Annotated in this window: 23 protein-coding genes and 1 tRNA gene; 16 read left to right on the top strand and 8 right to left on the bottom strand. The window is 65.2% G+C overall.

Going from position 1 to position 26,968, the window contains the following annotated elements:
• Positions 1–13 precede the first annotated feature (13 nt).
• Entirely contained in the window at positions 14–2,041 is a 2,028-nt protein-coding gene (gene rpoD, locus EEB18_RS16090; RefSeq protein WP_187141810.1) for an RNA polymerase sigma factor RpoD, read from the top strand.
• 116 nt (positions 2,042–2,157) lie between these two features.
• Here the strand turns inward: rpoD and EEB18_RS16085 are convergent, their stop codons facing one another.
• Positions 2,158–3,036: an OmpA family protein gene (locus EEB18_RS16085; RefSeq protein ID WP_187141809.1), complete on the bottom strand. Its 879-nt coding sequence runs from the start codon at positions 3,034–3,036 to the stop codon at positions 2,158–2,160.
• A gap of 209 nt (positions 3,037–3,245) precedes the next feature.
• Between EEB18_RS16085 and EEB18_RS16080 the strand changes: the two genes are divergently transcribed.
• The 5 genes from EEB18_RS16080 to EEB18_RS16060 all read left to right on the top strand — a co-directional run bounded on the left by EEB18_RS16080 (position 3,246) and on the right by EEB18_RS16060 (position 7,327).
• Positions 3,246–4,097, top strand: a complete 852-nt coding sequence (locus tag EEB18_RS16080) for a polysaccharide deacetylase family protein (protein ID WP_187141808.1) — start codon at positions 3,246–3,248, stop codon at positions 4,095–4,097.
• Complete coding sequence (locus EEB18_RS16075; protein ID WP_187141807.1) at positions 4,094–4,870, top strand: formyltransferase family protein; 777 nt, start codon at positions 4,094–4,096, stop codon at positions 4,868–4,870. The genes EEB18_RS16080 and EEB18_RS16075 overlap by 4 nt, the downstream gene beginning before the upstream one ends.
• Positions 4,871–5,183: 313 nt before the next feature.
• Positions 5,184–5,480, top strand: coding sequence for a PspC domain-containing protein (locus EEB18_RS16070; RefSeq protein WP_187141806.1), 297 nt, complete (start codon positions 5,184–5,186; stop codon positions 5,478–5,480).
• Between the two features lie 247 nt (positions 5,481–5,727).
• Positions 5,728–6,399 carry a DUF6975 family protein gene (locus tag EEB18_RS16065; RefSeq protein WP_082545007.1) on the top strand — a complete coding sequence of 224 codons (672 nt, stop codon included), beginning with the start codon at positions 5,728–5,730 and terminating at the stop codon, positions 6,397–6,399.
• A gap of 82 nt (positions 6,400–6,481) precedes the next feature.
• Positions 6,482–7,327, top strand: a complete 846-nt coding sequence (locus EEB18_RS16060; RefSeq protein ID WP_056346491.1) for an AAA family ATPase — start codon at positions 6,482–6,484, stop codon at positions 7,325–7,327.
• A 145-nt stretch (positions 7,328–7,472) separates the two neighbouring features.
• Here EEB18_RS16060 and EEB18_RS16055 read toward each other — a convergent pair whose 3' ends face one another.
• Positions 7,473–8,870 carry a methyl-accepting chemotaxis protein gene (locus EEB18_RS16055; RefSeq protein WP_187141805.1) on the bottom strand — a complete coding sequence of 466 codons (1,398 nt, stop codon included), beginning with the start codon at positions 8,868–8,870 and terminating at the stop codon, positions 7,473–7,475.
• A gap of 110 nt (positions 8,871–8,980) precedes the next feature.
• On the bottom strand, positions 8,981–9,217 hold the full coding sequence (locus EEB18_RS16050) for a hypothetical protein (protein ID WP_187141804.1): 237 nt from the start codon (positions 9,215–9,217) through the stop codon (positions 8,981–8,983).
• A gap of 547 nt (positions 9,218–9,764) precedes the next feature.
• Between EEB18_RS16050 and EEB18_RS16045 the strand changes: the two genes are divergently transcribed.
• From EEB18_RS16045 to EEB18_RS16035, 3 genes are read left to right on the top strand one after another with little or no spacing between them, the layout of a single operon-like run.
• Positions 9,765–10,943 (top strand): vWA domain-containing protein, encoded by a 1,179-nt coding sequence (locus EEB18_RS16045; protein WP_187141803.1) that lies wholly within the window; start codon positions 9,765–9,767, stop codon positions 10,941–10,943.
• A 31-nt stretch (positions 10,944–10,974) separates the two neighbouring features.
• Positions 10,975–11,781 carry a lipid II flippase Amj family protein gene (locus EEB18_RS16040; protein ID WP_082544944.1) on the top strand — a complete coding sequence of 269 codons (807 nt, stop codon included), beginning with the start codon at positions 10,975–10,977 and terminating at the stop codon, positions 11,779–11,781.
• Positions 11,774–12,640 (top strand): DUF817 domain-containing protein, encoded by an 867-nt coding sequence (locus tag EEB18_RS16035; protein WP_187141802.1) that lies wholly within the window; start codon positions 11,774–11,776, stop codon positions 12,638–12,640. The genes EEB18_RS16040 and EEB18_RS16035 overlap by 8 nt, the downstream gene beginning before the upstream one ends.
• A gap of 9 nt (positions 12,641–12,649) precedes the next feature.
• On the opposite strand, the gene EEB18_RS16030 is transcribed toward EEB18_RS16035, so the two are convergent.
• The 3 genes from EEB18_RS16030 to EEB18_RS16020 are packed head-to-tail and all read right to left on the bottom strand — an operon-like array spanning position 12,650 to position 15,637.
• Positions 12,650–13,894, bottom strand: coding sequence for a M24 family metallopeptidase (locus EEB18_RS16030; protein WP_187141801.1), 1,245 nt, complete (start codon positions 13,892–13,894; stop codon positions 12,650–12,652).
• A gap of 10 nt (positions 13,895–13,904) precedes the next feature.
• The gene (locus tag EEB18_RS16025) at positions 13,905–15,113 is read right to left on the bottom strand and encodes an exo-beta-N-acetylmuramidase NamZ domain-containing protein (protein ID WP_187141800.1); all 1,209 of its coding nucleotides are present in this window, start codon (positions 15,111–15,113) and stop codon (positions 13,905–13,907) included.
• On the bottom strand, positions 15,110–15,637 hold the full coding sequence (locus tag EEB18_RS16020; protein ID WP_262407958.1) for a DOMON-like domain-containing protein: 528 nt from the start codon (positions 15,635–15,637) through the stop codon (positions 15,110–15,112). The genes EEB18_RS16025 and EEB18_RS16020 overlap by 4 nt, the downstream gene beginning before the upstream one ends.
• Positions 15,638–15,718: 81 nt before the next feature.
• On the opposite strand from EEB18_RS16020, the gene tyrS reads away from it, so the two are divergent.
• Together tyrS and EEB18_RS16010 are read left to right on the top strand one after the other, a co-directional pair.
• Positions 15,719–16,942: a tyrosine--tRNA ligase gene (gene tyrS, locus EEB18_RS16015; RefSeq protein ID WP_187141799.1), complete on the top strand. Its 1,224-nt coding sequence runs from the start codon at positions 15,719–15,721 to the stop codon at positions 16,940–16,942.
• A gap of 75 nt (positions 16,943–17,017) precedes the next feature.
• Entirely contained in the window at positions 17,018–17,356 is a 339-nt protein-coding gene (locus EEB18_RS16010; protein WP_187141798.1) for a PilZ domain-containing protein, read from the top strand.
• Here EEB18_RS16010 and recG read toward each other — a convergent pair.
• A complete protein-coding gene (gene recG / locus EEB18_RS16005; RefSeq protein WP_187141797.1) occupies positions 17,353–19,419 on the bottom strand; it encodes an ATP-dependent DNA helicase RecG in 2,067 nt (688 codons plus the stop codon). The two genes, EEB18_RS16010 and recG, sit on opposite strands and share 4 nt — an antisense overlap.
• Before the next feature lie 75 nt (positions 19,420–19,494).
• On the opposite strand from recG, the gene EEB18_RS16000 reads away from it, so the two are divergent.
• The gene (locus EEB18_RS16000) at positions 19,495–19,761 is read left to right on the top strand and encodes a succinate dehydrogenase assembly factor 2 (RefSeq protein ID WP_187141796.1); all 267 of its coding nucleotides are present in this window, start codon (positions 19,495–19,497) and stop codon (positions 19,759–19,761) included.
• On the top strand, positions 19,758–23,252 hold the full coding sequence (gene mfd, locus EEB18_RS15995; RefSeq protein WP_187141795.1) for a transcription-repair coupling factor: 3,495 nt from the start codon (positions 19,758–19,760) through the stop codon (positions 23,250–23,252). Before EEB18_RS16000 ends, mfd begins: the two co-directional genes overlap by 4 nt.
• Before the next feature lie 69 nt (positions 23,253–23,321).
• Here the strand turns inward: mfd and EEB18_RS15990 are convergent, their stop codons facing one another.
• On the bottom strand, positions 23,322–24,518 hold the full coding sequence (locus tag EEB18_RS15990) for a GGDEF domain-containing phosphodiesterase (protein ID WP_187141794.1): 1,197 nt from the start codon (positions 24,516–24,518) through the stop codon (positions 23,322–23,324).
• A 62-nt stretch (positions 24,519–24,580) separates the two neighbouring features.
• On the opposite strand from EEB18_RS15990, the gene moaA reads away from it, so the two are divergent.
• From moaA to EEB18_RS15975, 3 genes are all read left to right on the top strand, one after another.
• A complete protein-coding gene (moaA, locus tag EEB18_RS15985; RefSeq protein WP_187141793.1) occupies positions 24,581–25,594 on the top strand; it encodes a GTP 3',8-cyclase MoaA in 1,014 nt (337 codons plus the stop codon).
• Positions 25,595–25,633: 39 nt separating this feature from the next.
• Positions 25,634–26,404 carry an NAD kinase gene (locus tag EEB18_RS15980; protein WP_187141792.1) on the top strand — a complete coding sequence of 257 codons (771 nt, stop codon included), beginning with the start codon at positions 25,634–25,636 and terminating at the stop codon, positions 26,402–26,404.
• Positions 26,405–26,465: 61 nt separating this feature from the next.
• Positions 26,466–26,540: transfer RNA gene (locus EEB18_RS15975), tRNA-Asn, on the top strand.
• The last annotated feature ends 428 nt before the right edge of the window (positions 26,541–26,968 follow it).

The following is a 26,968-nucleotide window of genomic DNA, read 5'->3' as shown; positions in this document are numbered from 1 at the left end:
GCAGGAACCACGAATGGCCACCAAGAACACCGCCGCCGAGACCGAAGCCGATACCGACGGCCCGCTGATCGACCTCAACGAGGCCGACGTCAAAAAGCTGATCGCGCGTGGCAAGAAGCGCGGTTACCTGACCTATGACGAGCTGAACGCGGCGCTGCCGCAGGACGAAATGTCGTCCGAGCAGATCGAGGACATCATGTCGGCGATTTCCGACATGGGCATCAACATCGTCGAAAGCGACGAGGATGTGCAGGAAGAGGCCGACGCCGAACCCGACGACGAAGTCGATGTCAGCGCCGGTTCGGGGTCGGTGTCGAACCCCGCGATCGAAAAGAAGAAGGAAGTCGTCGACCGCACCGACGACCCGGTTCGCATGTACCTGCGCGAAATGGGCGCGGTCGAACTGCTGAGCCGCGAGGGCGAAATCGCGATCGCCAAGCGTATCGAGGCCGGCCGCGACACGATGATCCTCGGCCTGTGCGAAAGCCCGCTGACCTTCAACGCGATCATCGAATGGTCGAACGCGCTGAACAACGGCGACATGCAGCTGCGCGAGATCGTCGATCTCGAAGCGATGCTGTCGAAGGACCCCGCGCCCGAGAATCTCGAGAACGCCGAAGAAGCCGACGACGGCGAGATCAGCGAGAAGACCGCCGGCGTTTCGTTCAAGGACGAAGACGAAGTCGAGGACGAGCCCGCCGCAGACGGCGACGACGAGGACGGCGAAGGCTCGTCGGGCAAGCGCGAGAACTTCGAAGAGGATGAGGAAGACAATACCCTCAGCCTCGCGGCGATGGAGGAATTGCTCAAGCCGGACGCGCTCGAGAAATTCGCCAACATCACCAAGAGCTTCAAGGCCTTCTCGAAGCTGCAGGAAACCCGCCTCGACGCCTTGTCGGGTATCGGTGAATTCCCCGCGGCGTCGGAAAAGAAATATCACAAGCTGCGCGAGGACCTCACCGCGCAGGTCGAAGGCGTGCAGTTCCACAACACCAAGATCGAATATCTCGTCGATCAGCTCTACAGCTACAACCGCCGACTGACCGCACTCGGCGGCCAGATGCTACGCTTGGCCGAGCGTCACAAGGTGCCGCGCAAGGCCTTCCTCGACAATTATGTCGGGCGCGAGCTTGAGGAAACCTGGCTCGACGCCGTGGGTTCGATCGACAAGAAATGGGCGGCGTTCGCCGAGAACGAAGCCGGCGCGGTCGACCGTATCCGCATCGAGATTTCGGAAATCGCGCAAGCCGCTGGCATGAGCCTGACCGAATTCCGCCGCGTCGTGAACATGGTCCAGAAGGGCGAACGCGAAGCGCGCATCGCCAAGAAGGAAATGGTCGAGGCGAACCTGCGCCTCGTGATCTCGATCGCCAAGAAATACACCAACCGCGGCCTGCAGTTCCTCGACCTCATCCAGGAAGGCAATATCGGCCTGATGAAGGCGGTCGACAAATTCGAATATCGCCGCGGCTACAAGTTCTCGACCTATGCGACCTGGTGGATCCGTCAGGCGATCACCCGCTCGATCGCCGACCAGGCGCGCACGATCCGCATCCCGGTCCATATGATCGAGACGATCAACAAGCTCGTGCGCTGCAGCCGCCAGTTCCTCCACGAAAGCGGCCGCGAGCCGACCCCCGAGGAAATGGCCGAGCGTCTGTCGATGCCGCTCGAAAAGGTCCGCAAGGTGATGAAGATCGCCAAGGAGCCGATCTCCCTCGAAACGCCGATCGGCGACGAGGAAGACAGCCACCTCGGCGATTTCATCGAGGACAAGAACGCCGTCATCCCGGTCGATGCCGCGGTGCAGTCGAACCTCAAGGAAACGGTCACCCGCGTCCTCGCATCGCTGACCCCGCGTGAGGAGCGCGTGCTGCGCATGCGCTTCGGCATCGGCATGAACACCGACCATACGCTCGAGGAAGTCGGCCAGCAGTTCAGCGTGACCCGCGAACGTATCCGCCAGATCGAGGCGAAGGCGCTCCGCAAGCTGAAGCACCCGAGCCGCAGCCGCAAGATGCGCTCGTTCCTCGATCAATAAGCCGGCTTCGCTCTCGGGCGACAGGACACGAGGGTTAAAAAAAGGCGCGGGCGTGATGCCCGCGCCTTTTCCTTTGCGCGTTCGATACGGGGTGAGCGACGCCCACCCCTCGCGTCCTAAATGCCGTCCAGACCCTTGCTGACCAGGATATTCACCGCAACACGGCGGTTCTGGGCCTTGCCCTCGACCGTGGAATTGTCCGCCGCCGGGTCCGCTTCGGCCATCCCGGTCGGGGTCAGCATGCGATAGGGTTTCCAGCCGCAGGACTGCTGGAGATAGTTGACGACGCGCGCCGCGCGCTTTTCGCTGAGCTCCTGGTTGAATTCCTGGCTTCCGGTCGCATCGGTATAGCCGACGACCAGCAGCAGCGCGTTATCCATCCCCTCGGCTTGCGAGGCGGCGGCGCAGAGATCGGATTGTGCCTGCGCCGACAGCACCGCCTTGCCGGTGTCGAAGTTCACGTTCGTCGTGCTTTTGACATTATATTGGTCGATGTCGCCGACACGGCCGCGGAGCGCTTCGGTCGCCGCGGCCTGTTCGCCAAAGCGCTGGTCGGTGCCGGTATGGATCATCGACGCGGTCCTGAGGTCCTTGGTCTTGAGCGCGATCTGGTTCGCGACCAGGCCGCCGTCCCACTGCAGGGTCTCGACGGCGACCGGCAGGCCGTTGAGCAGCGAACCCGCCGCGAGCTTGCTGCGACCAAGGCCCAGGAACCCGCCCTTGCCCTTGATCTTCGTATAGTCGGCGATGGCGATCGTCGTGTTGCTGCCGTCGGCGGTCGTGACCTGCATCCGGCCGTCGCTGCGCGCCGAAATGATGCCTTCGACCTTGGGTCCTTCGGTCATCTCTTCGGGCAAAGGCAGCGTGCCATAGACGGTGGTCATGACCTCGCCCTCGGATGGGTCCTGCGGCTGCGCCGCCACGCTGATCGTCGCTGTCCCAGCCAGCATCGCCGCCAACAGCAAAATTCTCGGACTTTTGGAAACGGCACTCATACGCTACTCCTGCAAAGCCGCCCCCGCGTGTCGCCTCGCCCTTTCCGGCACATCAATATTTCCGGCAAGACCGATGGGGATAATTGGAGCGCATCGTGCGGCGAACCGAAGCAAACGGCGCCGCACCAGCGCCATTTCATGCGCGCGTCGATCGAAGCGCCGCGACAAATGCTTTGTGCGCCCGCCGATGATTTGCCATTGGCGTGACGATGCGCGACCCAACCACCTTCGCCGAAACCGCCGCCGAAGCCTGGGCGCCCGTCAGCGGCTGGCGCGCCAAAGCGCGCGGCGCGGCGCGCGCGGCGCGCATCCGGTTGGAGGCGCTGCGGCAAGGGCCGGCGAGCGCCCCCTTCGTGCGCTGCCTCTACGCCCATGCAGTGTTTTCCGACACATTGCCGACCTTTCGTGCCTTCCTGCGCGCCGCGAAGCAGGAGGGCGAGTTCGTCGATACCGCAACGCTGCGCACGATCATCGCCGACGGCAGGCCGTCCGACGGGCGTTTCTTCCATCTCAGCTTCGACGACGGCTTCGCCAGCGTCTATGAGGACGGCGGGCCGGTGATGGAGGACGAACGCGTCCCCTATACCATGTTCGTCGCGACCGACCTGATCGACGCCGACCCCGACACGCTGAACCGCTATTTCGCGCATATGCCCGCCTATCGCGCGCGCGTCCGCACCCTCGACTGGCCGCAGGCAAAGGCCGCGGCCGAGGGCATCGGCGAGATCGGCTGCCACACCCGCACCCATGCACGGCTGTCGAAGATATCGGGCGACGGCGCCAGGCTCGCCGACGAAATCACCGGCGCCAGGGCGATCATCGAAGGACAGATCGGCCAGCCGTGCGACAGCTTCGCCTGGCCCTATGGCACCGCGACCGATATCGACGACGCGGGCCGCGCGGCGATCGCGGCGGCAGGCTTCACCAGCAATTTCAGCGCGGTGCGCGGCGCCGTCCGGCCCGGCGCGACCGACGTCATGAACATCCCGCGCCACCAGCTCGAATTCCACTGGCCGCTCCACGAACTGATGGTCTGGGCCCGGGGGTTTCGCGAGGCATGACCCTGCGCGTCGCTTTGATGACCAGCGGCCCGGTCGGCGGCTCGGGCGTCGTGCTCGACCGGCTCACCCGCGTGCCCGAGATCGAACTCGTCTGCCTGATCGTGTCGGAAACCGTCGTCGCCAAACGCAGCCGCAAGAAGATACTGCAAAAAATGTGGAAGATCGGCCTGCTCGGCGCGCTCAACGGCATCCGAATCCGCAAATGGTTCGGCCATGACATGCGCACCGACGCGCGCGAGGTCGCGAAGGCGCACGGCATTCCGATCATCACCGTGCCGCGCGTCAATTGCGACGAGACGGTCGCGGCGCTGAAGCAATATGCTCCCGATGTCGGGCTGTCGGTCGGCAACAGCTATATCGCCTCGCGCGTCTTCACCGTGCCGCATCAGGGCTTCGTCAATTTCCACGGCGAATTGCTCCCCGAATATCCCGGCGCGCAGAGCGTGATCTGGCCGATCTATTTCGGGCGCACCCGGACCGGCTATACGATCCACCGCATCGACAAGGGCATCGACACCGGCGAGATCCTCTACAAACGCGCGGTCGACATCGACTTCCAGCCGAAACTCGCCGACACGATCCGCCGCACCAACGACAAGGTGCGTGAGCAATTGCCCGAGGCCTTTGCCGCGCTGCTCGCCGACTGGGACGCCCACGCCGCGGCGGCGACGGCGCAAAAGGCCGATCGGCACTTCACCACCCCGACCTTCGGCCAATATCTGCGTATCGAACGCAACAACAAGCGGCTGTGGCGCGAAAGCCGGCAAGGCTGACCACCAGGTTTTGTGCGCTGCACAATTATTTTTCTTGCCGGTCTTATAATCTTCACCTTCGCCTCCCAAATAGCGGCCCGGCCGATGCGACGACGCGGCGCCGCGACAGCGATAGGAGCTGCCGCACGCACGCTCCGAACAAATGGCCGATATTCCCACTCGGTGGGAAATCACCCGGACCCAGGCGGTCATCGCCGCGCCAGCGCGACGAAAAAGCCTCGGAAATTCGGGAAAGAGTAAAATTGGCACGCCCGTTGCTTAGCTATGGGCATGAACGCGGGGCGGCCCCCGCGGCCCCAGGAAAGACGAAAAAATGGAAACCGAAACCAACCTCTTCCGCCGCCGCGACACGATGTTCGGGATCTGCGAGGCCCTCGGCCAGGATTTCGGGATCAACCCGACATGGTTCCGGGTCGCCTTCATCGCCCCGCTCTTCTTCTTCCCGGTTCAGACCTTCGCCGTCTATTTCGGCCTCGGCCTGATCGTCCTCGCCTCGCGCCTGATCTTCCCCGCAAAGAAGGCCGCTGCCGCCGCGCAGCCGGCGCTCACCGCGGTCGCGAAGCACGAACACGCCGAGGAAGACGGCAAGGAATTCGCCCTCGCGGCTTGACCGGCGCCCGGGCGGGCCCTCCCTCTCCCCCGCGCCCGCCCGCGCACCGATCCGCACCGCCCCATAACGGGCCGGTGCAGCACCAGGGACCGGCAAGCATCCCCCGCTTGCCGGTCTCTTGTGTCTCTGACTGACACAAGGATTCGTCGATTGGCGCGCTGCCTATAAACGCGGTGTTTACGACGTTGCTTTATGGCTGGTGGTTGAAGTTCGGCAGCCGTTGCTGCCCGAAGCCAAGGATGAAGCGTTGAGCCAATCGCCCCAGTTCCAGCCGCAGACGCGCAGCGTCGCCGAAATGCTCGATACGCTGGTCGCCAGCGACGGCACCGGCGCGCACCGCCACGTCCGCAGCGGCGGACTGTCGAACGGTCCCGACGCGATGCGCAACCTCGCCGACGCCGTGCATTTCCTGTGCCTGCTCCATGGCCGCCATCCGGGCGTGATCGACAGCGCGGCACGCAAGGCGGTCGACCCCGTTTCACGCGTGTGGATGGACGAGGCCGCCGAAGCCTTTGTCGAGGAACGCGCCTTCCTGTCGAAAATCGCCGCCGCGGTCGGCCCGGTACCGAGCACCCAGGGGCAGGACCAGTGCGAAGCGGCCGTCGCGGCGCAGCGCAAGGCGCTCGACATGCTCGCCGAATCGGACCGTCACGGCTGCGCCGTCGGCGCAGCGATCGCATTGACGCTCGACTGGCGCACGATCCGCGTCCTGCTCGACATCAGCGCCCAGCGGCTCGACATGGCGCCGCCGCGCTGCACCCTGCCCGACCTGCGCGATACCGCGCGGCTCGCGGGCGCGGTCGCCGACACCCCTGCCGCCGAACGCGCCATGCTGTTCGGCGCGCAGCAGCTGGTCGCCCAGCACAGCGGCCTGTGGGACCTGCTCGAAGCCCGCGCCGCGAGCCGCGCGATTAGCTGACGCTTCGTCAGGCGCGCTTGCGCGCTCCCGACACCCTCGCTATGCCCCTTGACGTTCACGTTAAGGGAAAGGCTCTCCGGCCATGCGTTTCGAAGGTACCAGCGCTTATATCGCCACCGACGACCTCAAGGTCGCGGTCAACGCCGCGACGTTGCTGCGCCGCCCGCTGCTCGTGAAGGGCGAACCCGGTACGGGTAAGACCGTGCTGGCCGAGGAAATCGCGAAAGCGTTCGACGCGCCGCTGATCACCTGGAATATCAAATCGACCACCAAGGCGCAGCAGGGCCTGTATGAATATGACGCGGTTGCACGGCTGCGCGACGGCCAGCTCGGCGAAGAGCGCGTCCACGACATCCGCAACTATATCCGCAAGGGCAAATTGTGGGAGGCGTTCACCGCCCCCAAGCTCCCCGTGCTGCTGATCGACGAGATCGACAAGGCCGACATCGAATTCCCGAACGACCTGCTTCAGGAACTCGATCGCATGGCGTTCCACGTCTATGAGACCGACGAGACGATCGTCGCGAAGGAACGCCCGATCGTCGTCATCACCTCGAACAATGAAAAGGAACTGCCCGACGCCTTCCTGCGCCGCTGTTTCTTCCATTATATCAAATTCCCCGACCGCGACACGATGGCGTCGATCGTCGAAGTCCATTTCCCGGGCATCCAGAAGACGCTGGTCAGCCGCGCGATGGACATCTTCTACGAAGTCCGCGACGTCCCCGGCCTCAAGAAAAAGCCCTCGACCAGCGAACTGATCGATTGGCTGAAATTGCTCCTCAACGAGGACATGCCGATCGAAGTCCTCCAGAACCGTGACGTCGGCAAGGCGATCCCGCCGCTCCACGGCGCGCTGCTCAAGAATGAGCAGGACGTGATGCTGTTCGAAAAGCTCGCCTTCATGGCGCGCCGTCAGGGCAGCTGATTAAAATCCTCCCTGTCGCGAAGCGATGGGGAGGGGGACCGCTCGCGAAGCGAGGGGTGGAGGGGCCGCGACGGTAGTTTCATCGCCCTTCCGTCAGCGCTTCGCGCTGCCACCTCCCCACCGCTTCGCGGCAGGGAGGATAATCTCAAAGCTGGTACGCCACCTCAACGTCGCCCCAGCGCCGCCCGTTGATCACCACCGGCATATAAACGTTGCGCACCGTGACATAGTTGGTGCCGTCGCCTTCCTGGCGATAGACCGCCATGAAATAGGGCGCCTGGCTCTTTTTCGCCGCCTTGTCGGTGTCGTCGAACAGGATGCGGCCGTTGCGGCAGTGCGCGGTGTCATGGACGACGTCGCCGGTCGGCGCGCGCGAGCAGTCGGTGATGTGCGTCGGCAGGAATCCGTTCATGTCGCCCGCCGACGACATCTTCACCTCGGGATGGTTGCTCACGATATGGTCGAACAGCGGCCGCCAATTGGTGTCGGCCCAATCGCACAGGCTGGTGCGGAACCGTTCGGGGTTCGACCCCGGCACGCGGACATAATTCTGGTCGAACAATTGCTCCATCGATAGCTCGCCCTTGGCGACCGCCAGTTCGGCGATGGCGACGAACTGGTCGCGCACTCGCGCGGCAAGGTCGACCACGGCCGAATCGCGCGGGCTGACCCCGGCCGAAATCACCGCGTTGAACATGCGGTTCGACACATTTTCCATCTTCAGGATCGAATCGCGGGTCCCGCCCAAAGTGGCACTATTGTCGCGCACCGAGGTGACGACGCGGTCGACCGCATCGCGGACCTTGGCGCCATTCGCATGGACCATCGCGCTCGACTGCGCGATGCGGTCGCTCTGGTCGTCGAGCAGCGCCACAAGATGCGTCGCATCGTGCAGCGCGTCGGTGATCGTCTCGAACTGCGCCTCGGCACGGCTCGACTGTTCGACCCCCGACTGGATTTCGGTGACCAGCCCGCCCGCTTCGGCGGCGAGGCTGCCGATGCTGCGGCGGATTTCGTCGGTCGCGCTGCGCGTATTCTGCGCCAGCTTCTTCACCTCGGCGGCGACCACGGCGAAGGTCCGCCCGGCGTCGCCGGCCCGCTCGGCCTCGATCGCGGCGTTCAGCGCCAGCATGTTGGTGGTCTTGGCGATCTGTTCGATCGACTGGCTGACCTGCTGCACCTGCGCCATCACCGCGGCGAAGTTGGTGACGTGCGTGCCGAGGCGCGCGACGAGGTCGATGACCGACCGGAATTCGGTGACCGCGGTGTTGACGCGCTCGGCGCCGGTATCGAGTTGTTCGCAGGCGCGCGCCGACAGCAATTTCGCCTCGTCGGTCGAATCGGCGATCTGGCGCTGGTCGGCCTCGAGGCTGACGACGAACTCCTCGAGCCGCCCGAGTTCGACGATCTGGCGATCCATCTGGTCGGTTGAGCGCTTGATCCGCCCCGCCGCCTCGCTGCACCCGACGGCAAGCTCGCCGCAGTCGCCCGCGACCGACTGGTCGAGGATCGGAGCCGCCGGATTTATGGACTCGAATTTCATTGCGCCACCCACCTTTGGATTAATCCGCAGGTGATGACCGATAATGGTTAACGCGGGGTCAATGGGAAGCGAGCGTCAAAGGTCGGCTTTGGGGTGGAAAGCGGACGTTGCTAAAACGCCTCTTTGGCGCCCAGAGTTTCCAGCCTCTCCTTGATAGCGGCTTCAAGCCGCGGATGGTCGATCAGCAGATCAAATTCTCGACCTGCTTTATCTTTGAAACTGACCACACCCTCAGCCGAAAGGCTGTAATCCGAAACAGACAATCCGTTTCCAAAAAGATACTCATCGACGTCTGGAAGGGGCTCGCCAGCCTCGCGCCATCGAGCGCGTTTTCCGTCTTTTGCCATGTTGGTAGTTTCCCCCGTCGATCAGCGTAATGCCACCTTGGAATGTCCGCAATCGGTCGTTTCCGGACCTCCGTCATCCCGGGCTTGACCCGGGACCCGTCTTTTCTTCAGGAAGGCAGGCCCCGGATCAAGTCCGGGGTGACGATGACAGAGAGGTCAGCGACCGGTCGTCAGCGACCGTTTGCAGCCACCCCACCAAAAACCGCTTTCCTAATAAATCCCGCCATGATCTACCCTGTTGGATGACCCGGCCTCGCAACCCGACTCCCATTTCCCGAACCTCCCGACACCCCCGTCTTAGCGCGACAAAGGAGACATTCCGGACGCGCACGACCGTATCCTTTGTCGCCTTAAGGCCACAAAGGCCTCACTTGCAGCGCGTTCACGCGGGGCGTTTGTGGCTTTATGCGAGCGGCCAATCCGCCGCGCCGACGCCATTCGCGAATGAAGTTCCGCAGTTTTCCGCCATTTCCTCTTCCCGACGCGACGCCCTTTCCGTTTACGTAAAGCAGTTGCGCCCGCCCCCGCGACACGATAGGCCATAGCCATGCTGTTCGGCTTCCTCGAAGAACTCCGCACCGCGGGCATTCCCGTGAGCATGAAGGAGCATCTGCTCCTGCTGGAGGCGCTCGACCGCGAGGCGATCGACCGCAGCCCCGAGCAATTCTATTACCTCAGCCGCGCGATCTATGTGAAGGACGAGGGGCTGCTCGACCGCTTCGACCAGGTGTTCAACAAGGTCTTCAAGGGCCTGCTCACCGATTATGGCCAGAACCCCGTCGACGTCCCCGCCGACTGGCTGAAAGCCGTCGCCGAGAAGTTCCTGACCCCCGAGGAAATGGCCGCGATCGAGTCGCTCGGCGACTGGGACAAGATCATGGAGACGCTGAAAGAGCGGCTCGAGGAGCAGCAAAAGCGCCACGAGGGCGGCAACAAGTGGATCGGCACCGGCGGCACCTCGCCCTTCGGCAATTCGGGCTATAACCCCGAGGGCGTGCGCATCGGCGGCGAAAGCAAGCACAAGCGCGCGCTGAAGGTCTGGGAAAAGCGCGAGTTCGCCAACCTCGACAACACCAAGGAACTCGGCACCCGCAACATCAAGATCGCGCTCCGCCGTCTGCGCAAATTCGCGCGCGAGGGCGCCGCCGACGAACTCGACATCCCGGGCACGATCGACGGCACAGCACGCCAGGGCTGGCTCGACATCCAGATGCGCCCCGAGCGGCGTAATGCGGTCAAGCTGCTGCTGTTCCTCGACGTCGGCGGGTCGATGGACCCGTTCATCAAGCTGTGCGAGGAATTGTTCAGCGCGGCGACGACCGAGTTCAAGAATCTCGAATTCTTCTATTTCCACAATTGCCCGTACGAAGGCGTGTGGAAGGACAATAAGCGCCGCTGGTCCGAACGCCATCAGATGTGGGACATTCTCCACAAATATGGCCATGATTACAAAGTGATATTCGTCGGCGACGCGTCGATGAGCGCTTATGAAATCACCCACCCGGGCGGCAGCGTCGAACATTTCAACGAGGAATCGGGCGCGGTCTGGCTCCAGCGGATCACCCATGTCTATCCCGCCGCGGTGTGGCTGAACCCGGTGCCCGAACAGCATTGGGGCTACACCCAGTCGGTCAAGCTGATCAAACAGCTGATGAACGACCGCATGTATGGGCTGACCCTCGAAGGCCTCGACAAGGCGACGCGCGAACTGACGCGAAAGCATTGACGTAGCGATTGCTTGGAGTAGGGGCGCCGCAATGATCGACCTCCCCCTCGTCACCATCCTGCTGCTGACCGCGTTCATCAACCTGATCGGCGCGCTCGCCTATGCCGCGCGCATCGCCGGCGTCCGCACCCGGCGGATCGCGATGTCGTTCGCGCTGTTCAACATCCTCGTGCTCTTCTCGCGCACCTCGAACAGCTTCCTCGGCCCCTTCCTCGCCAAGCGGATCGAGACGCGCATCCACGACGGCAGCGGCGCCTCGCTGTTCATCGACATGCAGTTCGTCCTCGCCGCGGCGAGCGTCGCGACGCTGGTCGGCATCCTGCTCGTCCCCACCGGCCAGCGCATGTTCGCCGCCGCGATCGGCTGGTACCAGACCAACCGCTCGACGACGAAACTGGCGCTGAAGGCTCTGAGCCCGAGCGGGTTGCGCACCCTGCGCCAGTCGCTCCGCTTCCCCAGCCTCGCGCACCTCAAGAGCTGGAAGATGCCCAAAGGGATCGGCTGGGGTGTGCTGATCGCCAATTGCCTCGCGCAATCTCTGTTGGCTGTCGGCGTCGTCGCCTCGCTCTACGCCGGCTATCTCGCCCCCGAATTTCGCGTCACCGCGTCGCAGCTGTCAGCGCTGATCAACGGCTTCGCGACGATATTGCTCTTCGCCTTCATCGATCCGCAGCTCTCGGTGATGACCGACGACGCGGTCGAGGGCCATGTCGCCGAGGCCGACTTCCGCCGCGCGATCATGCTCATTTCGCTCAGCCGCCTTGCCGGCACTATTCTCGCCCAGGCGCTGCTCCTCCCCGCCGCCTTGTTGATCGCGTACGTCGCCGTGCATGTCTGAAATGCGGCGCAGCCAGTCGCGTTTCCACGCCGTCCGTTTGCGGCTCGAGGCGATGGCGGTCGAACCCGGGCCGCGCGGCTGGTTCCTCGAATTTCTCGTCTTCGGCTTCAAACAGGGCTGGGCGTGCCTGTTCGGCGGGCTGATGCTCGCTCTGCTGCTCGGCACCCATCTCTTCTGGCCCGACAATGCGGCGATCCACCGCTACGACGCGATCACCATCGGCGCGGTGCTGATCCAGATTGGCATGCTCGCGTTCCGGCTCGAAACACCGCGCGAAGCCGTCGTCATCCTGATCTTCCACATCGTCGGCACGGTGATGGAATTGTTCAAGACCGCCGCCGGTTCGTGGCAATATCCCGAGGCCAGCCTGCTCCACATCGGCGCCGTCCCGCTCTTCTCGGGCTTCATGTATGCCGCGGTGGGCAGCTTCATCGCCCGCGTCTGGCGCATCTTCGACTTCCGCTTCACTGGCTATCCACCAGCCTGGGCGACCTATGCGCTGGCCGCCGCGATCTATATCAATTTCTTCGCGCATCACTGGCTGCCCGACATCCGCTGGCTGCTCTTCGCGGCGACCGCCTTGCTCTTCTGGCGCTGTCAGGTGTGGTTCCGCCCGCTCCACATCCACCGCCGCATGCCGCTGCTCGTCGGCTGGGGCCTCGTCGCGCTGTTCATCTGGTTCGCCGAGAATATCGGGACCTTCGCCCGCGCCTGGACATACCCGAGCCAGAATGACGGCTGGCATATGGTCGGCGTCGAGAAGCTCGGCAGCTGGTATCTGCTGATGATCATCTCGTTCGTGCTGGTGAGCCTGGTGCAGCGGCCGAAGGGGCCGGATCAGCCGTCCCGTCCCTCTTAGGGAGAGAAGTTAGCCGAACGGCTTATCAATCGACGGCGGCGGTTCGCTGAACCATTTCGGTCCGCTCTCGGTCATGAAAAAGCAATCCTCGAGCCTGATCCCGAACTCGCCGGGTATATAAATGCCGGGCTCGTTCGAGAAACACATGCCCGGCGCCAACGGCGTCGTTTCGCCATGCACCAGATTGACCGGCTCATGCCCGTCGAGCCCGATGCCGTGGCCGGTGCGATGCGAGGTTCCAGGGAGCTTGTATCCCGGCCCCCAGCCCAGTCCCTGATAATAAGCGCGCACCGCGTCATCGACCTGCCCCGCTGGCGTGCCCAGCTTCGCCGCGGCGAAGGCGACATCCTGCCCCTTGCGCATCTGGTCCCACACCTGCCGCTGGCGGGGGCTTGCCTTGCCATGGACGAAGGTCCGCGAGATGTCGGACTGATAGCCGTGCACCGTCGCGCCGCAATCCATCAGCACGACCTCGCCGTCCTTCACCGCCTGCGGCTTGCCGGACCCATGCGGATAGGCGCTCGCCTCACCAAGCAGGATCAGCTCGAACTCGCTCTGCCCGCCCAGCGCCTGCGTCGCGGCCTTCATGAGTCCGCCGATATCGGCCGGGGTCATCCCCACCTCGACCCGCGGCGCGGTGTGGCGATAAGCAGCGAGCGTGATGTCAGCGGCGACCTGCATCAGCGCGATCTCAGCCGCCGATTTGTGCATCCGGCACCCGCGCACCACGGGGGCACCGTTGACCACCGTCGCATCCGGCATCGCCTTTTTGAGTCCATCGACCGCAAAATAGCGCACCGTTTCCTCGACCCCGATCCGTCCCTTGGCCAGCCCGCGCTTGCCAAGCCAGGCAGCAACCGCAGCGAGCGGGTTCTCATCCTCGTTCCACGTCAGCACTTCGGCCTCGATGCCCAGGCTCTCGCGCACCGACGGTTCCTCAAAGAACGGCGTGACGATGGCCACCTCGCCTTCGCGCGTCAGCACCGCGGCGGTCAGCCGCTCACTCCGCCACCATTGCACGCCGGTGAAATAGATGAGGCTCGACCCCGGCTCGATCAGCAGCGCGCCGATATCGTTCGCCGCCATCAGTTCCTTCGCCTTGGCGATCCGCGCCTGCCGCTCGGCCTTGCCGATCGGCACCGCCTTCGCCGCGAGGTTGGACAGACCCGCCGTGTCGACCGCGAGCACAGACGCCGGCAACGTCGTCGCCAGCCCGGTCAGCGCCGCAGTCCCCAGAAAGTGCCGCCGCTGCATCGTCATCCCCTCATACATAGATCAGCAGGTCGGCGATCTCTTCGCGCCATGCCGCCTCGTCGGGCCCGGCCAGCGCATCGAGATCGCCCGCCACCGCCCCGGCATCGTCGACCCACGTGCGCAAGCCGCTGCCGCCGTTGATCACGTCGATCGCCAGCACATCGTCGGTATATTCATATTTGAAGTCGGTGCCGCGCCAGATCGGATAGTCGGGGTACAGCGAGCGGATCGCCTTAAACCCCAGCGCCTGCACCCGCCAGGGCCGGAACGCGGCATGGTCGTACCACGCCCCCTCGGCATGGATGAACACTCCGCTGTTCAGCACCTTCATATGCTTGTGGAAGGTCGGCTCGAACCAGATGTCGCGCAGCTTGCATCCCGCGAGCCATTCGGGCGCCAGCCGCTGCATCTCGGCGATCACCGCCTTGGCGTCGATATCGGGCGCCCCGAACAGTTCGAGCGGGCGCGTCGTGCCCCTGCCCTCGCTAAGCGTCGCACCCTCGATCATCACCGTCCCCGCATAGGCGCGCGCCATGTTGAGGTTCGCGGCATTGGGGCTGGGGTTGATCCACACGCGGTCGGCCGGCCAGCCAAAGCCCGGTCCATCGGGCTGCCACCCCTCCATCCCGATCACGCGATAATCGACGTCGAGGTTGAAGTGCCGGATGAACCAGCGCCCCATCTCGCCCATCGTCAGCCCGTGGCGCATCGCCATCGGTCCCGCGCCGACGAAGCTCTCCCAGCCCGTCTGCAGCAATGTCCCCTCGACCGGACGGCCCGCCGGGTTCGGCCGGTCGAGCACCCACACCGCCTTGCCATGCTCCGCCGCGGCTTCGAGGATGTAAAGCAGGGTCGTCACATAGGTGTAGATGCGGCACCCCAGATCCTGCAGGTCGACCAGCATCACGTCGAACGTGTGCATCGACTGCCCCGACGGCCGCCGCACCTCGCCATAGAGGCTGAACACCGGCATGCCGTAGGTCGGGTCGGTGAAGTCGGGCGACTCCATCATATTGTCCTGAAGGTCACCGCGCACGCCATGCTGCGGCCCGAACACCGCGGTGACGTTGATCCCGGCGGCGACCAGCGCGTCGAGGCTGTGGACGAGGTCAGCGGTGACCGAAGCGGGATGCGCGAGCAACGCGACGCGCTGGCCTTCGAGCGGTTTGCGAAGCGCGGGGTCGGCGAGCAGGCGGTCGATGCCGAATTGGACAGTCATGCCGGACCGGGTGCCCCAAGCGTCAGCGCAAAGCAATCGGGATGATGGAAGTCGGGTTTGCCGGGAGGGTGAGCCAGCGCCCAGTAGCTTTTGGTGCCGGTCTTCTCCTCGATCACCACTGACAGGCCGACCTGCCAGTCGGCATCGTCGAGGCCGGGCTGGCCCGAAAAGTCGAACAGCGCCTGAATTATGCCGCCGACGCGGTCGAAATCGGGGACCACATCGGCCTCGCGCATCCCGGCGCGATAATCGTCGAACCAATAGGACGCCCAAGCGGTCGAGGGCGACAGGTTGAATTCCAGATAGTCGCTGCGCCCCGCAGGCTTCACGAACGCCTCGCAGCAAGTCGTCTGCCACAGCCCGTCGGTGCGCCCGAGGGCGCGACGCGGCGGCATGACGATCCTGTCCATCTCGCCGTCGATGATGAAGCGCAGGTAAAGCGATCCCGGCTGGTTGCGAACCGCATCGACCGAAAGGAACAGGTCGGCCGAGCAAGGCGTGTCGGGATGGCAAGTCAACAGCATGACCCATCCCTACGCCAATCGCACGAACGCGGGAATGACGGGTTTGAGGAATTTCGCGCCCATGCTAAGCGCCCGCCCGCTATGACCTACAAATCCGATCTTCTGCGCGTGCTCGACGAGCGCGGCTACATCCACCAGACCACCGATGCCGACGGTCTCGACGCCCTCGCCACGCAGCAGATCATTCCCGCCTATATCGGCTTCGATGCGACAGCACCCTCGCTGCATGTCGGCAGCCTGGTGCAGATCATGATGCTGCGCCGGCTGCAGCAGACGGGGCACAAGCCGATCGTGCTGATGGGCGGCGGGACGACGCGGATCGGCGACCCGACCGGGCGCGACGAGAGCCGCAAGATGCTGTCGGACGAGACGATTGCCGCGAACATCGCGTCGATCTTCAGCATCTTCCAGCAATATCTGACCTTCGGCGACGGCCCGACCGACGCGGTGATGGTCGACAATCAGGACTGGCTCGGCCAGCTCGGCTATATCGAACTGCTGCAGGAAGTCGGCACCCACTTCACGATCAACCGCATGATGACCTTCGATTCGGTCAAGCTGCGGCTCGAGCGCGAACAGCCGATGACCTTCCTCGAATTCAACTACATGATCCTGCAAGGCTATGACTTCCGCCACCTGTCGAAGCAAATGGGCGTGCGGTTGCAGATGGGCGGCTCCGACCAGTGGGGCAATATCGTCAACGGCATGGAACTCGGCCGCCGCATGGACGGCGCCGACCTGTTCGGACTAACGACTCCGCTGCTGACCACCGCCGCAGGCACCAAGATGGGCAAAACCGCCGCCGGCGCGGTGTGGCTCAATCCCGCACAACTGTCCCATTTTGACTATTGGCAGTTCTGGCGCAACACCGACGACCGCGACGTCGGCAAGTTCCTGCGCCTGTTCACCGACCTGCCGATCGACGAGATCGCGCGCCTCGAAACGCTCGAGGGCGCCGCGATCAACGACGCGAAGAAAATCCTCGCCGATGCCGCGACCGCGCTGTGCCGCGGCGAAGAAGCCGCGCGGACCGCATCGGAAACCGCCGCGCAAACCTTTGAAAAGGGCCAGATCGGCGGCGACTTGCCACAGGTCGCGGCGCCCGCCGAGGGGATTCGCATCCTCGACGCGCTGCGCGAACTCGGCTTTGCGGCATCGAACAAGGAAGCGCGGCGCAAGCTCGACGAGGGCGCGGTGAAGGTGGGCGGTGTCGTGATCCGCGACGCGAACCATGTCATCCTGCCCGCCGCCGAGCCGGTCCCGGTGAGCCTCGGCGCCAAGAAGCACGGCCTCGTTACCGGCTAACACCTTGCCGCAGCGTTTACCTATTCTTAGCGAAATCTGTCCGATGCTCCCGGCCTGACCAGCAAAGGCATCGTCATGCGTAAGATCGACACCAACAAGGCCCATTATGTCGGCCTCGACCAGCGCCTCGCGGCGCGTAGCGACGTCTATTGCCGCCTGCCCTTCATCCTGCCCGACGGCGGCCAGGAAATGTGCACTTGCGTCAATATCAGCGCCGACGGCCTGTTGATGCGTTACGAGCGCGGGCTGGAGATCGGCGACATGATCGTGTTCCGCATGCCGATCATCGGCCGCATCGCGGCCAGCGTGATCTGGTCGCTCGGCGGCAAGACCGGAGTGCAGTTCGAAAAGATGATCGCGGTCGAGGATTATCTGCCGATGATCCGCGCGATGGGCGCCCGCGGCGACGCCTAACCGCTGCGCAGCAACGGCACCGCTGCGTCGCGTTCGAACAGATAGAGACACAGCCGCACCGCCTCGCCGCGCGCGCCTTCGATCCCGCCGTCGCGCTCGACGAACATCCGCGCGTCGTCATGGGCGATCGGTAGCAGGCGCACCAGTTGCTCGGGGCTCGCAACGCGATAATCGGCATCGCCCGACTGCTTGAGTCCGAGCAGTTCGCCGCCGCCGCGCAGTTCCAGATCCTTCTCGGCGATGACGAACCCGTCATTGGTGTCGCGCATCAGCGCCAGCCGCTCGCGCGCGGTTTCCGACAGGGCCTGCGAGCGCAACAACAGGCACACCGATTTCGCGGTACCGCGCCCCACGCGGCCGCGCAGCTGATGCAGCTGGGCAAGGCCGAAATTCTCTGCATGCTCGATCACCATCAGGCTCGCCGCCGGCACGTCGACCCCGACCTCGATCACCGTGGTCGCGACCAGCACGCCGATCTCGCCTGCCTGGAAGCGCGCCATCACCGCATCCTTGTCGGGTCCCTTCATCCGGCCATGCACCAGCCCGACCCGATCGGCGCCGAGCCGCAGGCGCAGCAGCGCGGCACGCTCCTCGGCCGCCGCGAGTTCGCTGGTCTCGCTCTCGGCGACCAGCGGGCACACCCAATAGGCCTGCGCTCCGCTGGCGAGATGCCGTGCCAGCCCGCTGACCACTTCGTCGAGTCGATCGATCGAGACGACGCGCGTGTCGACCGGGGTGCGACCCGGTGGCATTTCGTCGATCCGCGACACGTCCATCTCGCCATGGTTGGCGAGCAGCAGCGTGCGCGGGATCGGGGTCGCGGTCATCACCAACAGGTGCGGGGGACGCGCCGCCTTGCCCGTGAGCATCAGCCGCTGCGCGACGCCGAAACGATGCTGTTCGTCGACCACGACGAGCGCGAGGTCGCGATAGGTCACCGCCTCCTGGAAAATCGCGTGGGTGCCGACAAGGATGTCGATGCTGCCGTCGGCGAGGCCCATCAGCGTCGATTCGCGCACCCGCCCCTTGTCGCGCCCGGTGAGGATCGCGATGGTGACCGGCAGGCCCGCGAGCATCGCCTGCAAGGTCGCATAATGCTGGCGCGCCAAGATCTCGGTCGGCGCAAGCAGCGCCGCCTGCGTTCCCGCCTCGACCGCCGCCAGCATCGCGCGCAGCGCGACGAGCGTCTTGCCCGACCCGACATCGCCCTGCAGCATCCGCAGCATCGGCGTATCGCGCGCCATGTCGGCCGCGATCTCGCGCCCCACCCGCTCCTGCGCGCCGGTGAGGCCGAACGGCAGGCGCAGCGCGCCGGTCAATCGCCCGTCACCGACAATCGCGCGCCCCTTGCGGTTGCGCAGCCCCTGGCGGATCAGCATCAGCGCGACCTGGCTCGCGAAAATTTCGTCATAGGCCAGGCGGTCGCGCGCCGGGGCGTCGTGCGGGCTGGCATGGGCACGGGTCAGCGCCGCGCGCCAGTCGGGCCATTCGCGCAGCGCCAGCAACGGCCCGTCGATCCATTCGGCAAGGTCCGGCCGCCGTTCGAGCCCGATCTCGACCAGCTGCCGGAGCCGGGCATTGGTCAGCCCCTCGCTGAGCGGATAGATCGCTTCGCTCGTCGCGATCACCTCGGCACTGTCGGGCTCGGCGACATGGTCGGGATGGACGATCTGGCGCATGTCGCCATAGGCATCAAGCCGCCCCGACACCTGCCGCGCCTCCCCCAGCGGGAAGAGTTTTTTGGCGAGCCCCCCGGTGCGCCCGAAATAGACGAGCCGGACATGATCGCCCGCGCTGTCGAACGCCTCGACCCCGAACGGCGCGCGGGGACTGCGGCCCGAGCGATACTCCTGCGCGGTCAGCGTGACGATGATCTGCTGCCCGACCTGCGCATCGTCGAGCCGATCGACGGGATAGCGTTGCACCAGTCCGGTCGGCAGGTGGAACAGCACGTCGACGACGCGCTCCAGCCCCAGCCGCGTCAGCGGCTTGGCAAGCTGCGGTCCGACGCCCTTGAGGTCGGTCAGCGCGGCAAAGAGCGGATTGAGTATCTCGGGTCGCATGGCTACTGCGTCCCATCTATCGCTTGCTTGCCCCGTGCGCCACTCCCGGCGACATGGGCTATCGGGATTCGCGCCATGTCCGCCACCGACCGCCTCAAACGCCTGAAATTCCGTGCCTGGCACCGCGGCACGCGCGAGGCCGACTATATGATCGGCGGCTTTTTCGACCGCTATTCGGCCAAATGGAGCGAAGACGAGATCGCCTGGTACGAAATCGTCGTCGAGGAGGACGATGTCGACATCATGAGCTGGGCGCTCGGGACCGGCGAACCGCCCGCGCATCTCGACCGCCCCGAGATGATCGCCGCGATGCGCCGGCTGGACTATATCCCGCTGCCATGACGCGAAGCGCCGCCGACATATTTGCCGCCATCGCGTCGGCCCCCGCACCGCTGACGCTGGCGCGCGCCGCCGACGGGTTCCTGCCGCTGCTGCTCGCCGACCTCGCGCGCGCCAGCGACAAAAGGCTGGTCTATGTCGCGACCGACGATACCGCGATGCAGGCGGTCGCCGACGCCGCGCCCTTCTTTGCGCCCGACCTCGCCGTCCATCGCTTCCCGGCGTGGGATTGCCTGCCCTATGATCGCGCCGGACCGTCGATGCGGGTCAGCGCCGACCGGCTGGCGACGCTGTCCGCGCTGCAACAGCCCGCCAAACGCGGCGAACTGATCCTGACCACCGTCGCCGCGATCACCCAGCGCACGCTGACCCCGTTCCGCATCCGCCAGCTCGCGACGACGCTGGCGGCAGGTCAGCGGATCGACCGCGACGCGCTGGCCGAGCTGCTCGTCGCCAACGGCTTCAGCCGCGTCGACACCGTCGCCGACCAGGGCGAGTTCGCGGTGCGCGGCGGTATCCTCGACCTGTTCCCCGCCGGCGAGGAGAACGGGCTGCGGGTCGATTTCTTCGGCGACGAGATCGAAAGCATCCGCCGCTTCGATCCCGCCGACCAGCGCAGCCTCGGCCCAGCCAAGGCGCTGCAGCTGCTGCCCGCGTCCGAAACCCTGCTCGACGAGGCGACGATCAAGCGCTTCCGCTCGGCCTATCGCGACCTGTTTGGCGGGCAGTCTACCGGCGATCCGCTGTATCAGGCGGTCAGCGAGGGCCGGCGGCAGGCGGGCATGGACCATTGGTTGCCACTGTTCGAGGAACGGCTCGCCACCCTGTTCGACCATATAGACCCCGCGACCCCGGTGCTGCGTGGGCACCGCACCGAGGCGACCGCCGAGACGCGCTTCGCCGCGATCGCCGACTATCACGCCAACCGCGTCGCCGCCGAACGCGAATCGCCGGGCAGCTACCGCCCGCTGACGCCCGAAACGCTCTACCTGACCGAGACAGATTGGGGCGCGGCCGCCGCCAGCCGCCCGATCCACATCGTCACGCCCTTCGATGTTCCGCCCGCGGCGACGATCATCGACCTCGAGACCTTCGCCGCGCGCGATTTCACCCCCGAACGCGCCGCCGACCTCAATGTCTATCACAAGGTCGCCGATCATCTGTCGGACGAACGCCGCAAGGGGCGCCGGACGATCATCGCCAGCTATTCGGTCGGCGCGCGCGATCGCCTGTCGGGGTTGCTGCGCGATCATGGCGTGACCTCGCTCGCCCCCGCCGACGGCTGGCAGGACGCGCTCGGCACCGCCTCGGCCGAGACCGGCGGCGCCACCGCCATGGTCGTGCTGCCGCTCGACCATGGCTTCGCGTCCGACGCGATCAGCCTGCTCACCGAACAGGACATCCTCGGCGAGCGCCTTGTCCGGCGGCAAAAGCGCCGCAAGAGCGCCGATGCCTTCCTCGCCGAACTTGCGACGCTCAGCGTTGGCGACCTCGTCGTCCATCTCGACCATGGCATCGGGCGTTATGAGGGGCTGACCTCGATCCCGGTGGGCAACAGCCCGCATGATTGCGTCGCTCTCACTTATTCGGGCGGCGACAAGCTCTATGTCCCGGTCGAAAATCTAGACGTCCTGTCGCGCTACGGCGGCGAGAGCGACGGCGTCGGTCTCGACAAGCTGGGCGGCGAAGCCTGGCAGCGCCGCAAGGCGCGGATGAAGGAGCGGATTCGCGAGATCGCGGGCGAACTGCTCGCGACCGCGGCGCAGCGCGCGTTGCGCTCGGGCGAATTGCTCGCCGCCGACGCCGCCTACCCCGCCTTTGCCGACCGCTTCCCCTATCAGGAAACCGACGATCAGGACCGCGCGATCGGCGACGTGCTCGCCGACATGGCGTCGGGGCGCCCGATGGACCGGCTGGTGTGCGGCGACGTCGGTTTCGGCAAGACCGAAGTCGCGCTGCGCGCCGCCTTCGTCGCGGCGATGGCGGGGGTGCAGGTCGCACTCGTCTGTCCGACCACGCTTCTGGCGCGCCAGCATTTCACCAACTTCGTCGAGCGCTTCAAAGGCTTTCCGATCAACGTCGGTCGTCTTTCGCGCCTTGTCCCGGGCGCCGAGGCGCAGAAGACACGCGACGGCCTGACGAGCGGGCAGATCGACATCGTCGTCGGCACCCATGCGGTGATCGCGAAATCGGTCGAGTTCAAGAACCTCGGCCTGGTCATCGTCGACGAGGAACAGCGCTTCGGCGTCGTCCACAAGGAGCGGTTGAAGCAGCTCAAGACCGACGTCCACGTCCTGACGCTCACCGCGACCCCAATCCCCCGCACCTTGCAGATGGCCATGTCGGGCCTGCGCGAACTCAGCGTGATCCAGACGCCGCCGGTCGATCGCCTGGCGGTGCGTACTTATGTGGCGCCGTGGGATGCGGTCGTGCTGCGCGAAGCGTTGCTGCGCGAGCATGATCGCGGCGGGCAGAGCTTCTTCGTCGTGCCGCGGATCAAGGACCTGCCCGATATCGAGGAATTCCTGCGCAACCGCGTTCCCGAAATCAAATATGTCGTCGCGCACGGCCAGATGACCCCGACCGAGGTCGAGGACCGGATGAGCGCCTTCTACGACCGCAAATATGACGTGCTGTTGTCCACCACCATCGTCGAGAGCGGTCTCGACATTCCGAGTGCCAATACCCTGATCATCCACCGCGCCGACCGTTTCGGCCTCGCCCAGCTGTATCAGCTGCGCGGCCGCGTCGGGCGCGCGAAGACGCGCGCCTACGCCTATCTCACCACCCCCGAACATGGCGCGATTACCGACACCGCGGAAAAGCGGCTGAAATTGCTCGGCGACCTCGACACATTGGGGGCGGGTTTCCAGCTCGCGAGCCACGACCTCGACATCCGCGGTGCCGGCAATCTGGTGGGCGACGAACAGTCGGGGCATATCCGCGAGGTCGGTTTCGAACTGTACCAGTCGATGCTGGAGGAGGCGATTTTGGTCGCCAAGGCCGAGGGCGCCGGAAAGCTGCCACCGCGCGAAGCCTTGTCGCCGACGATCACCGTCGACGCGCCGATCCTGATCCCCGAGGATTATGTCCCCGATTTGCCGCTGCGGATGGCGCTGTACCGCCGCCTCAACGACGCGCAGGATCGCCCCGCGCTCGACGCCTTCGCGGCCGAGATGATCGATCGCTTCGGCCCGCTGCCGCCCGAGACGGCGAACCTCGTCCAGCTGATGGAGATCAAGGCCAATGCCAAGGCCGCCGGCATCGCCAAGCTCGACGTCGGCACGAAGGGCGCCCTCGTCAGCTTCCACGGCGACCAGTTCGCCAACGTTCCCGGTCTGATTGCCTATGTCGAAAGGCTGAAGGGCCGCGCGCGCATTCGCCCCGACAACAAACTGTCGATCAGCGGCGATTGGGTGAGCACGGGGGCGCGGCTGAACGGCGCACTGCAATTGTCGAAGGGGTTGGGCAAGCTGGCGAAGCAGGCGGGCTAGCGTCGCCCCCGCGAAGGCGGGGGCCGCCAGCCACCCTGCGGGCCCCCGCCTTCGCGGGGGCGACGAGGGTTATTCCATCAGCGCCAGCAACTGATCCCACGGCACCGGCCCCGATTTCAAAAATCCCTGCCAGGTGGCAACCCCCAGTTCGCCCAGCCGGACGAGCTGGGCCTCATTCTCGATCCCCTCGGCCACCACCAGCAGCCCCAGCGCGCGCGCAAGGTCGACGATCGCCCGCACGACAATGCGGTCGCGGTCGCTGCCGTCGATGGTGCGGGTGAAGCCGCTGTCGATCTTGAGATAATCGATCGGCAGCCGCGCGAGCAGCGACAGGCTGGAATAGCCGGTGCCGAAATCGTCGATCGCGATCGCGCTACCCAGCGCGCGGATCTGCGCGAGTTGTTCGGCGGCGCTCGCGGGATCGCTGAGCATCGCCTGTTCGGTGAGTTCGAGGGTCAGCCGGTCGGGATCGACCCGCGCGCTTTTTGCCATCGCGGCGAACCGATCGGCGAAATCGGGATCGCCAAGGTCGGCGGCGGTGATGTTGAGCGACACGCGCAGCTTCGACAGCGGCTTCGGCCATTTCGCCATTTCGGCCATCGCGACGCGGTGCGCCTGCTCGGTCAGTTCGCATTCCATCCGCGCCGCACGCGCCGCGGTGACCAGCGCGCCGGCACCGAGCAGCCCGAGTTCGGGATGCTGCCAGCGCAGCAGCGCCTCGACCCCGGTCATTTCGCCGGTCGCGACATCATATTGCGGCTGGTAGAAGATAACGACCTCGTCGCGCTCGAGCGCCGCCTTGACCATCGCACCGTCGCGCGCCGACGCGGGGCGGGCAAGCTGGTCGCTCGCGGTGCGCAATTGCTCGGCGACCGATTCCTCGCGGACGATCTGCGCGGCTGCGATGCGAATCGCCAGGCGGCCGTTGGGATCGCCGACCATCGGTTCGGCGAGCGCGACATGCAGCGCGCGTTCCTGTGCCCTCAGCGCGCCGAGCGACAGCGCGGCGGCGGGCACGATCAGGAAGCGCGGCCCGTCGAGCCGGTCCACATGCGACCCCCGGCCGAACTCGTCGCCGGCGAAATTTTCGAGCCGCCGTCCGATCTCTTCGAGCACCGCATCGCCCGCCGCGGTGCCGGCACTGTTGTTGATCCGCGCCAACTGGTCGACCTGGACCAGGATGACGCCGACATCGGCATCGTGCCGCAAATGAAGCGATTCAAGGTGGCCAACGGCGGCGGAGAAGGTGTCAACTGCGCGATTCATCGGCGCTCCCATAGCAGGCATTGCTTGCCAATCCCCTGCATTTTGCAGCAAGGTTTACAAAGATGGCTCCGTTGTCACCCTCGTCCCCGGTTCCCCTTACCGACGGCCATGGCCGCCGGATCGATTATCTGCGCCTGTCGGTGACCGACCGTTGCGACCTCCGCTGTCGTTACTGCATGGCGGAGGACATGATTTTTCTGCCAAAATCGGCAGTTCTCAGCATCGAGGAAATGGCCGAGCTCGCCGAGCGCTTCGTCGCGCGCGGTATCCGCCGCATTCGCCTGACCGGTGGCGAACCGCTGGTCCGGCGCGGCATCGACACGCTCGCGGAGCGACTCGGCGCGCTGATCGGCGAGGGACTCGACGAACTGACACTGACCACCAACGCTATGCGGCTCGCCGAATATGCGCCGATGCTCGCCGCCGCGGGCGTGCGCCGGATCAACGTCAGCCTCGACACGCTCGACCCGGCCGCGTTCCGCCACATCACGCGCGTCGGCGACCTCGACGTCGCGCTGAAGGGCGTCGCCGCGGCGCGGCATGCGGGCCTTGCCGTCAAGATCAACATGGTCGCGCTCGCGGGACTCAACGAGGATCAGTTGCTGCCGATGCTCGATTGGTGCGCCGCGAACGGCTGCGACCTGACGCTGATCGAAACCATGCCGCTCGGCGAGATCGCCGACGACCGCAGCGACCATTATATCCCGCTCCACGCGTTCGTCGCGCCGCTGCGGGCCGAACGCGCGATTTTCCCGATCGACAAAAAGACCGGTGGCCCGGCGCGCTATTTCGCGGTCGAGGACAGTCCGGTGACCCTCGGCCTGATCACCCCGCTCAGCGACAATTTCTGCACGACCTGCAACCGCATCCGCCTGACCGTCGAGGGACGCATCTATATGTGCCTCGGCCAGGAGGATCATGTCGACCTGCGCGCCGCGCTGCGCGACGGCGGGGCGCATGCAGTCGATGGCTTGATTGACAGCGCATTGGCTGGCAAACCCCGCGCGCATGACTTTCATATAGACCGAAAGTCCAAACCGGCGGTCGCGCGTCATATGAGTGCAACGGGCGGCTGACACCCCGCCCCAGTTTAAAGGCACGGGGACCTGACCAATATGCAACGCAAGATCGCGCTCGTCGCGTCGAATTCGCCCGTCGCGATGGAGGCCGAGGCCGAATTGCGCCCGCTATACGATTTCGTCGATCTCAACGACGCCGATCTGTTGATCGTGCTCGGCGGCGACGGATTCCTGCTCCACATGCTGCACCAGTTGCTCGACCAGCGGCGCAGCTTGCCGGTGTTCGGGATGAACCGCGGCACCATCGGCTTCCTGATGAATGAATTCCGCGTCGAAGGGCTGCTCGACCGGCTCGCCGCGGCCCGGCCCTTCCTCATCCATCCGCTGTCGGGCGACATCACCACGATCAGCGGCGAGCGCCACATCCTGCCCGCGATCAACGAAATCTCGCTGCTCCGCGAAACGCGCCAGGCGGCGAAGCTTGAGGTGATGATCAACGAAAAGACGATGCTCGAGGAACTGGCATGCGACGGCGTGCTGGTGTCGACCCCGGCGGGATCGACCGCGTACAACCTCAGCGCCAACGGCCCGATCCTGCCGCTCGAATCGCAGATGCTGGCGCTGACGCCGATCAGCCCCTTTCGCCCGCGACGCTGGCGCGGCGCGCTCGTCCCCGAATCGACAAGCATCCGCTTCAACGTCCGCGAGGCCGCCAAACGCCCGGTCAGCGCGGTCGCCGACCAGCGCGAAATCCGCGATGTGAAGACGGTTTTGGTGACCACCGACCGCAGTCGCCCGCTGACTTTGCTGTTCGATCCCGACCAGGGGCTCGACGAACGCATCGCGATGGAACAATTTATCGTTTGAGGTCTTGCAAAATGCCGCGCGCGGCGGCAAAGGGGCCGCCTTGTCCGGCTCGCCGGCATGTTCCTCGGTAGCTCAGCGGTAGAGCTCTCGACTGTTAATCGAGCGGCCGTAGGTTCGAATCCTACCCGGGGAGCCATTTCTTTCCTACAGCGCGAAACTCCACGCCTCAGTACGACTGGCTTCGCGTAGCACCCCTATTTTGGGTCCGCGCTACTTCGCGTGGGCGAAGAAGAAGCGCTGAGTTTTGCTCTCCGAAGTAAGAAATCGTAGTCAGCCGATAGCTCGACACCTATCACGCGGTGCAGATTAGCGTAGAAATGCGATTAGGAGCGCGAACGAGCGTACCGGCGGAAAATTCCGACAGGCGAGGTTGGTCGCCTTATTGGCCGTAAAGAGCAGCTAACCCGCTCGCGAGATCGGCGTCTTTTTTTTGAATTTGCCAAGGCAAGCAGTGGCCGCTTGGCGACAGTCCGCTTCTGAGCGCAAATCGTGAGAACCGGACCATCGGTCGCCCGACCTTTCAAGGCCGCAAACGAGAGAGACCCCGAAGGTGACCATGCGCCA

Origin of the sequence: Sphingopyxis sp. OPL5, from assembly GCF_003797775.2 — a bacterium.
GTDB lineage: Bacteria > Pseudomonadota > Alphaproteobacteria > Sphingomonadales > Sphingomonadaceae > Sphingopyxis.
This window is presented reverse-complemented; position numbering and strand designations above follow the sequence as displayed.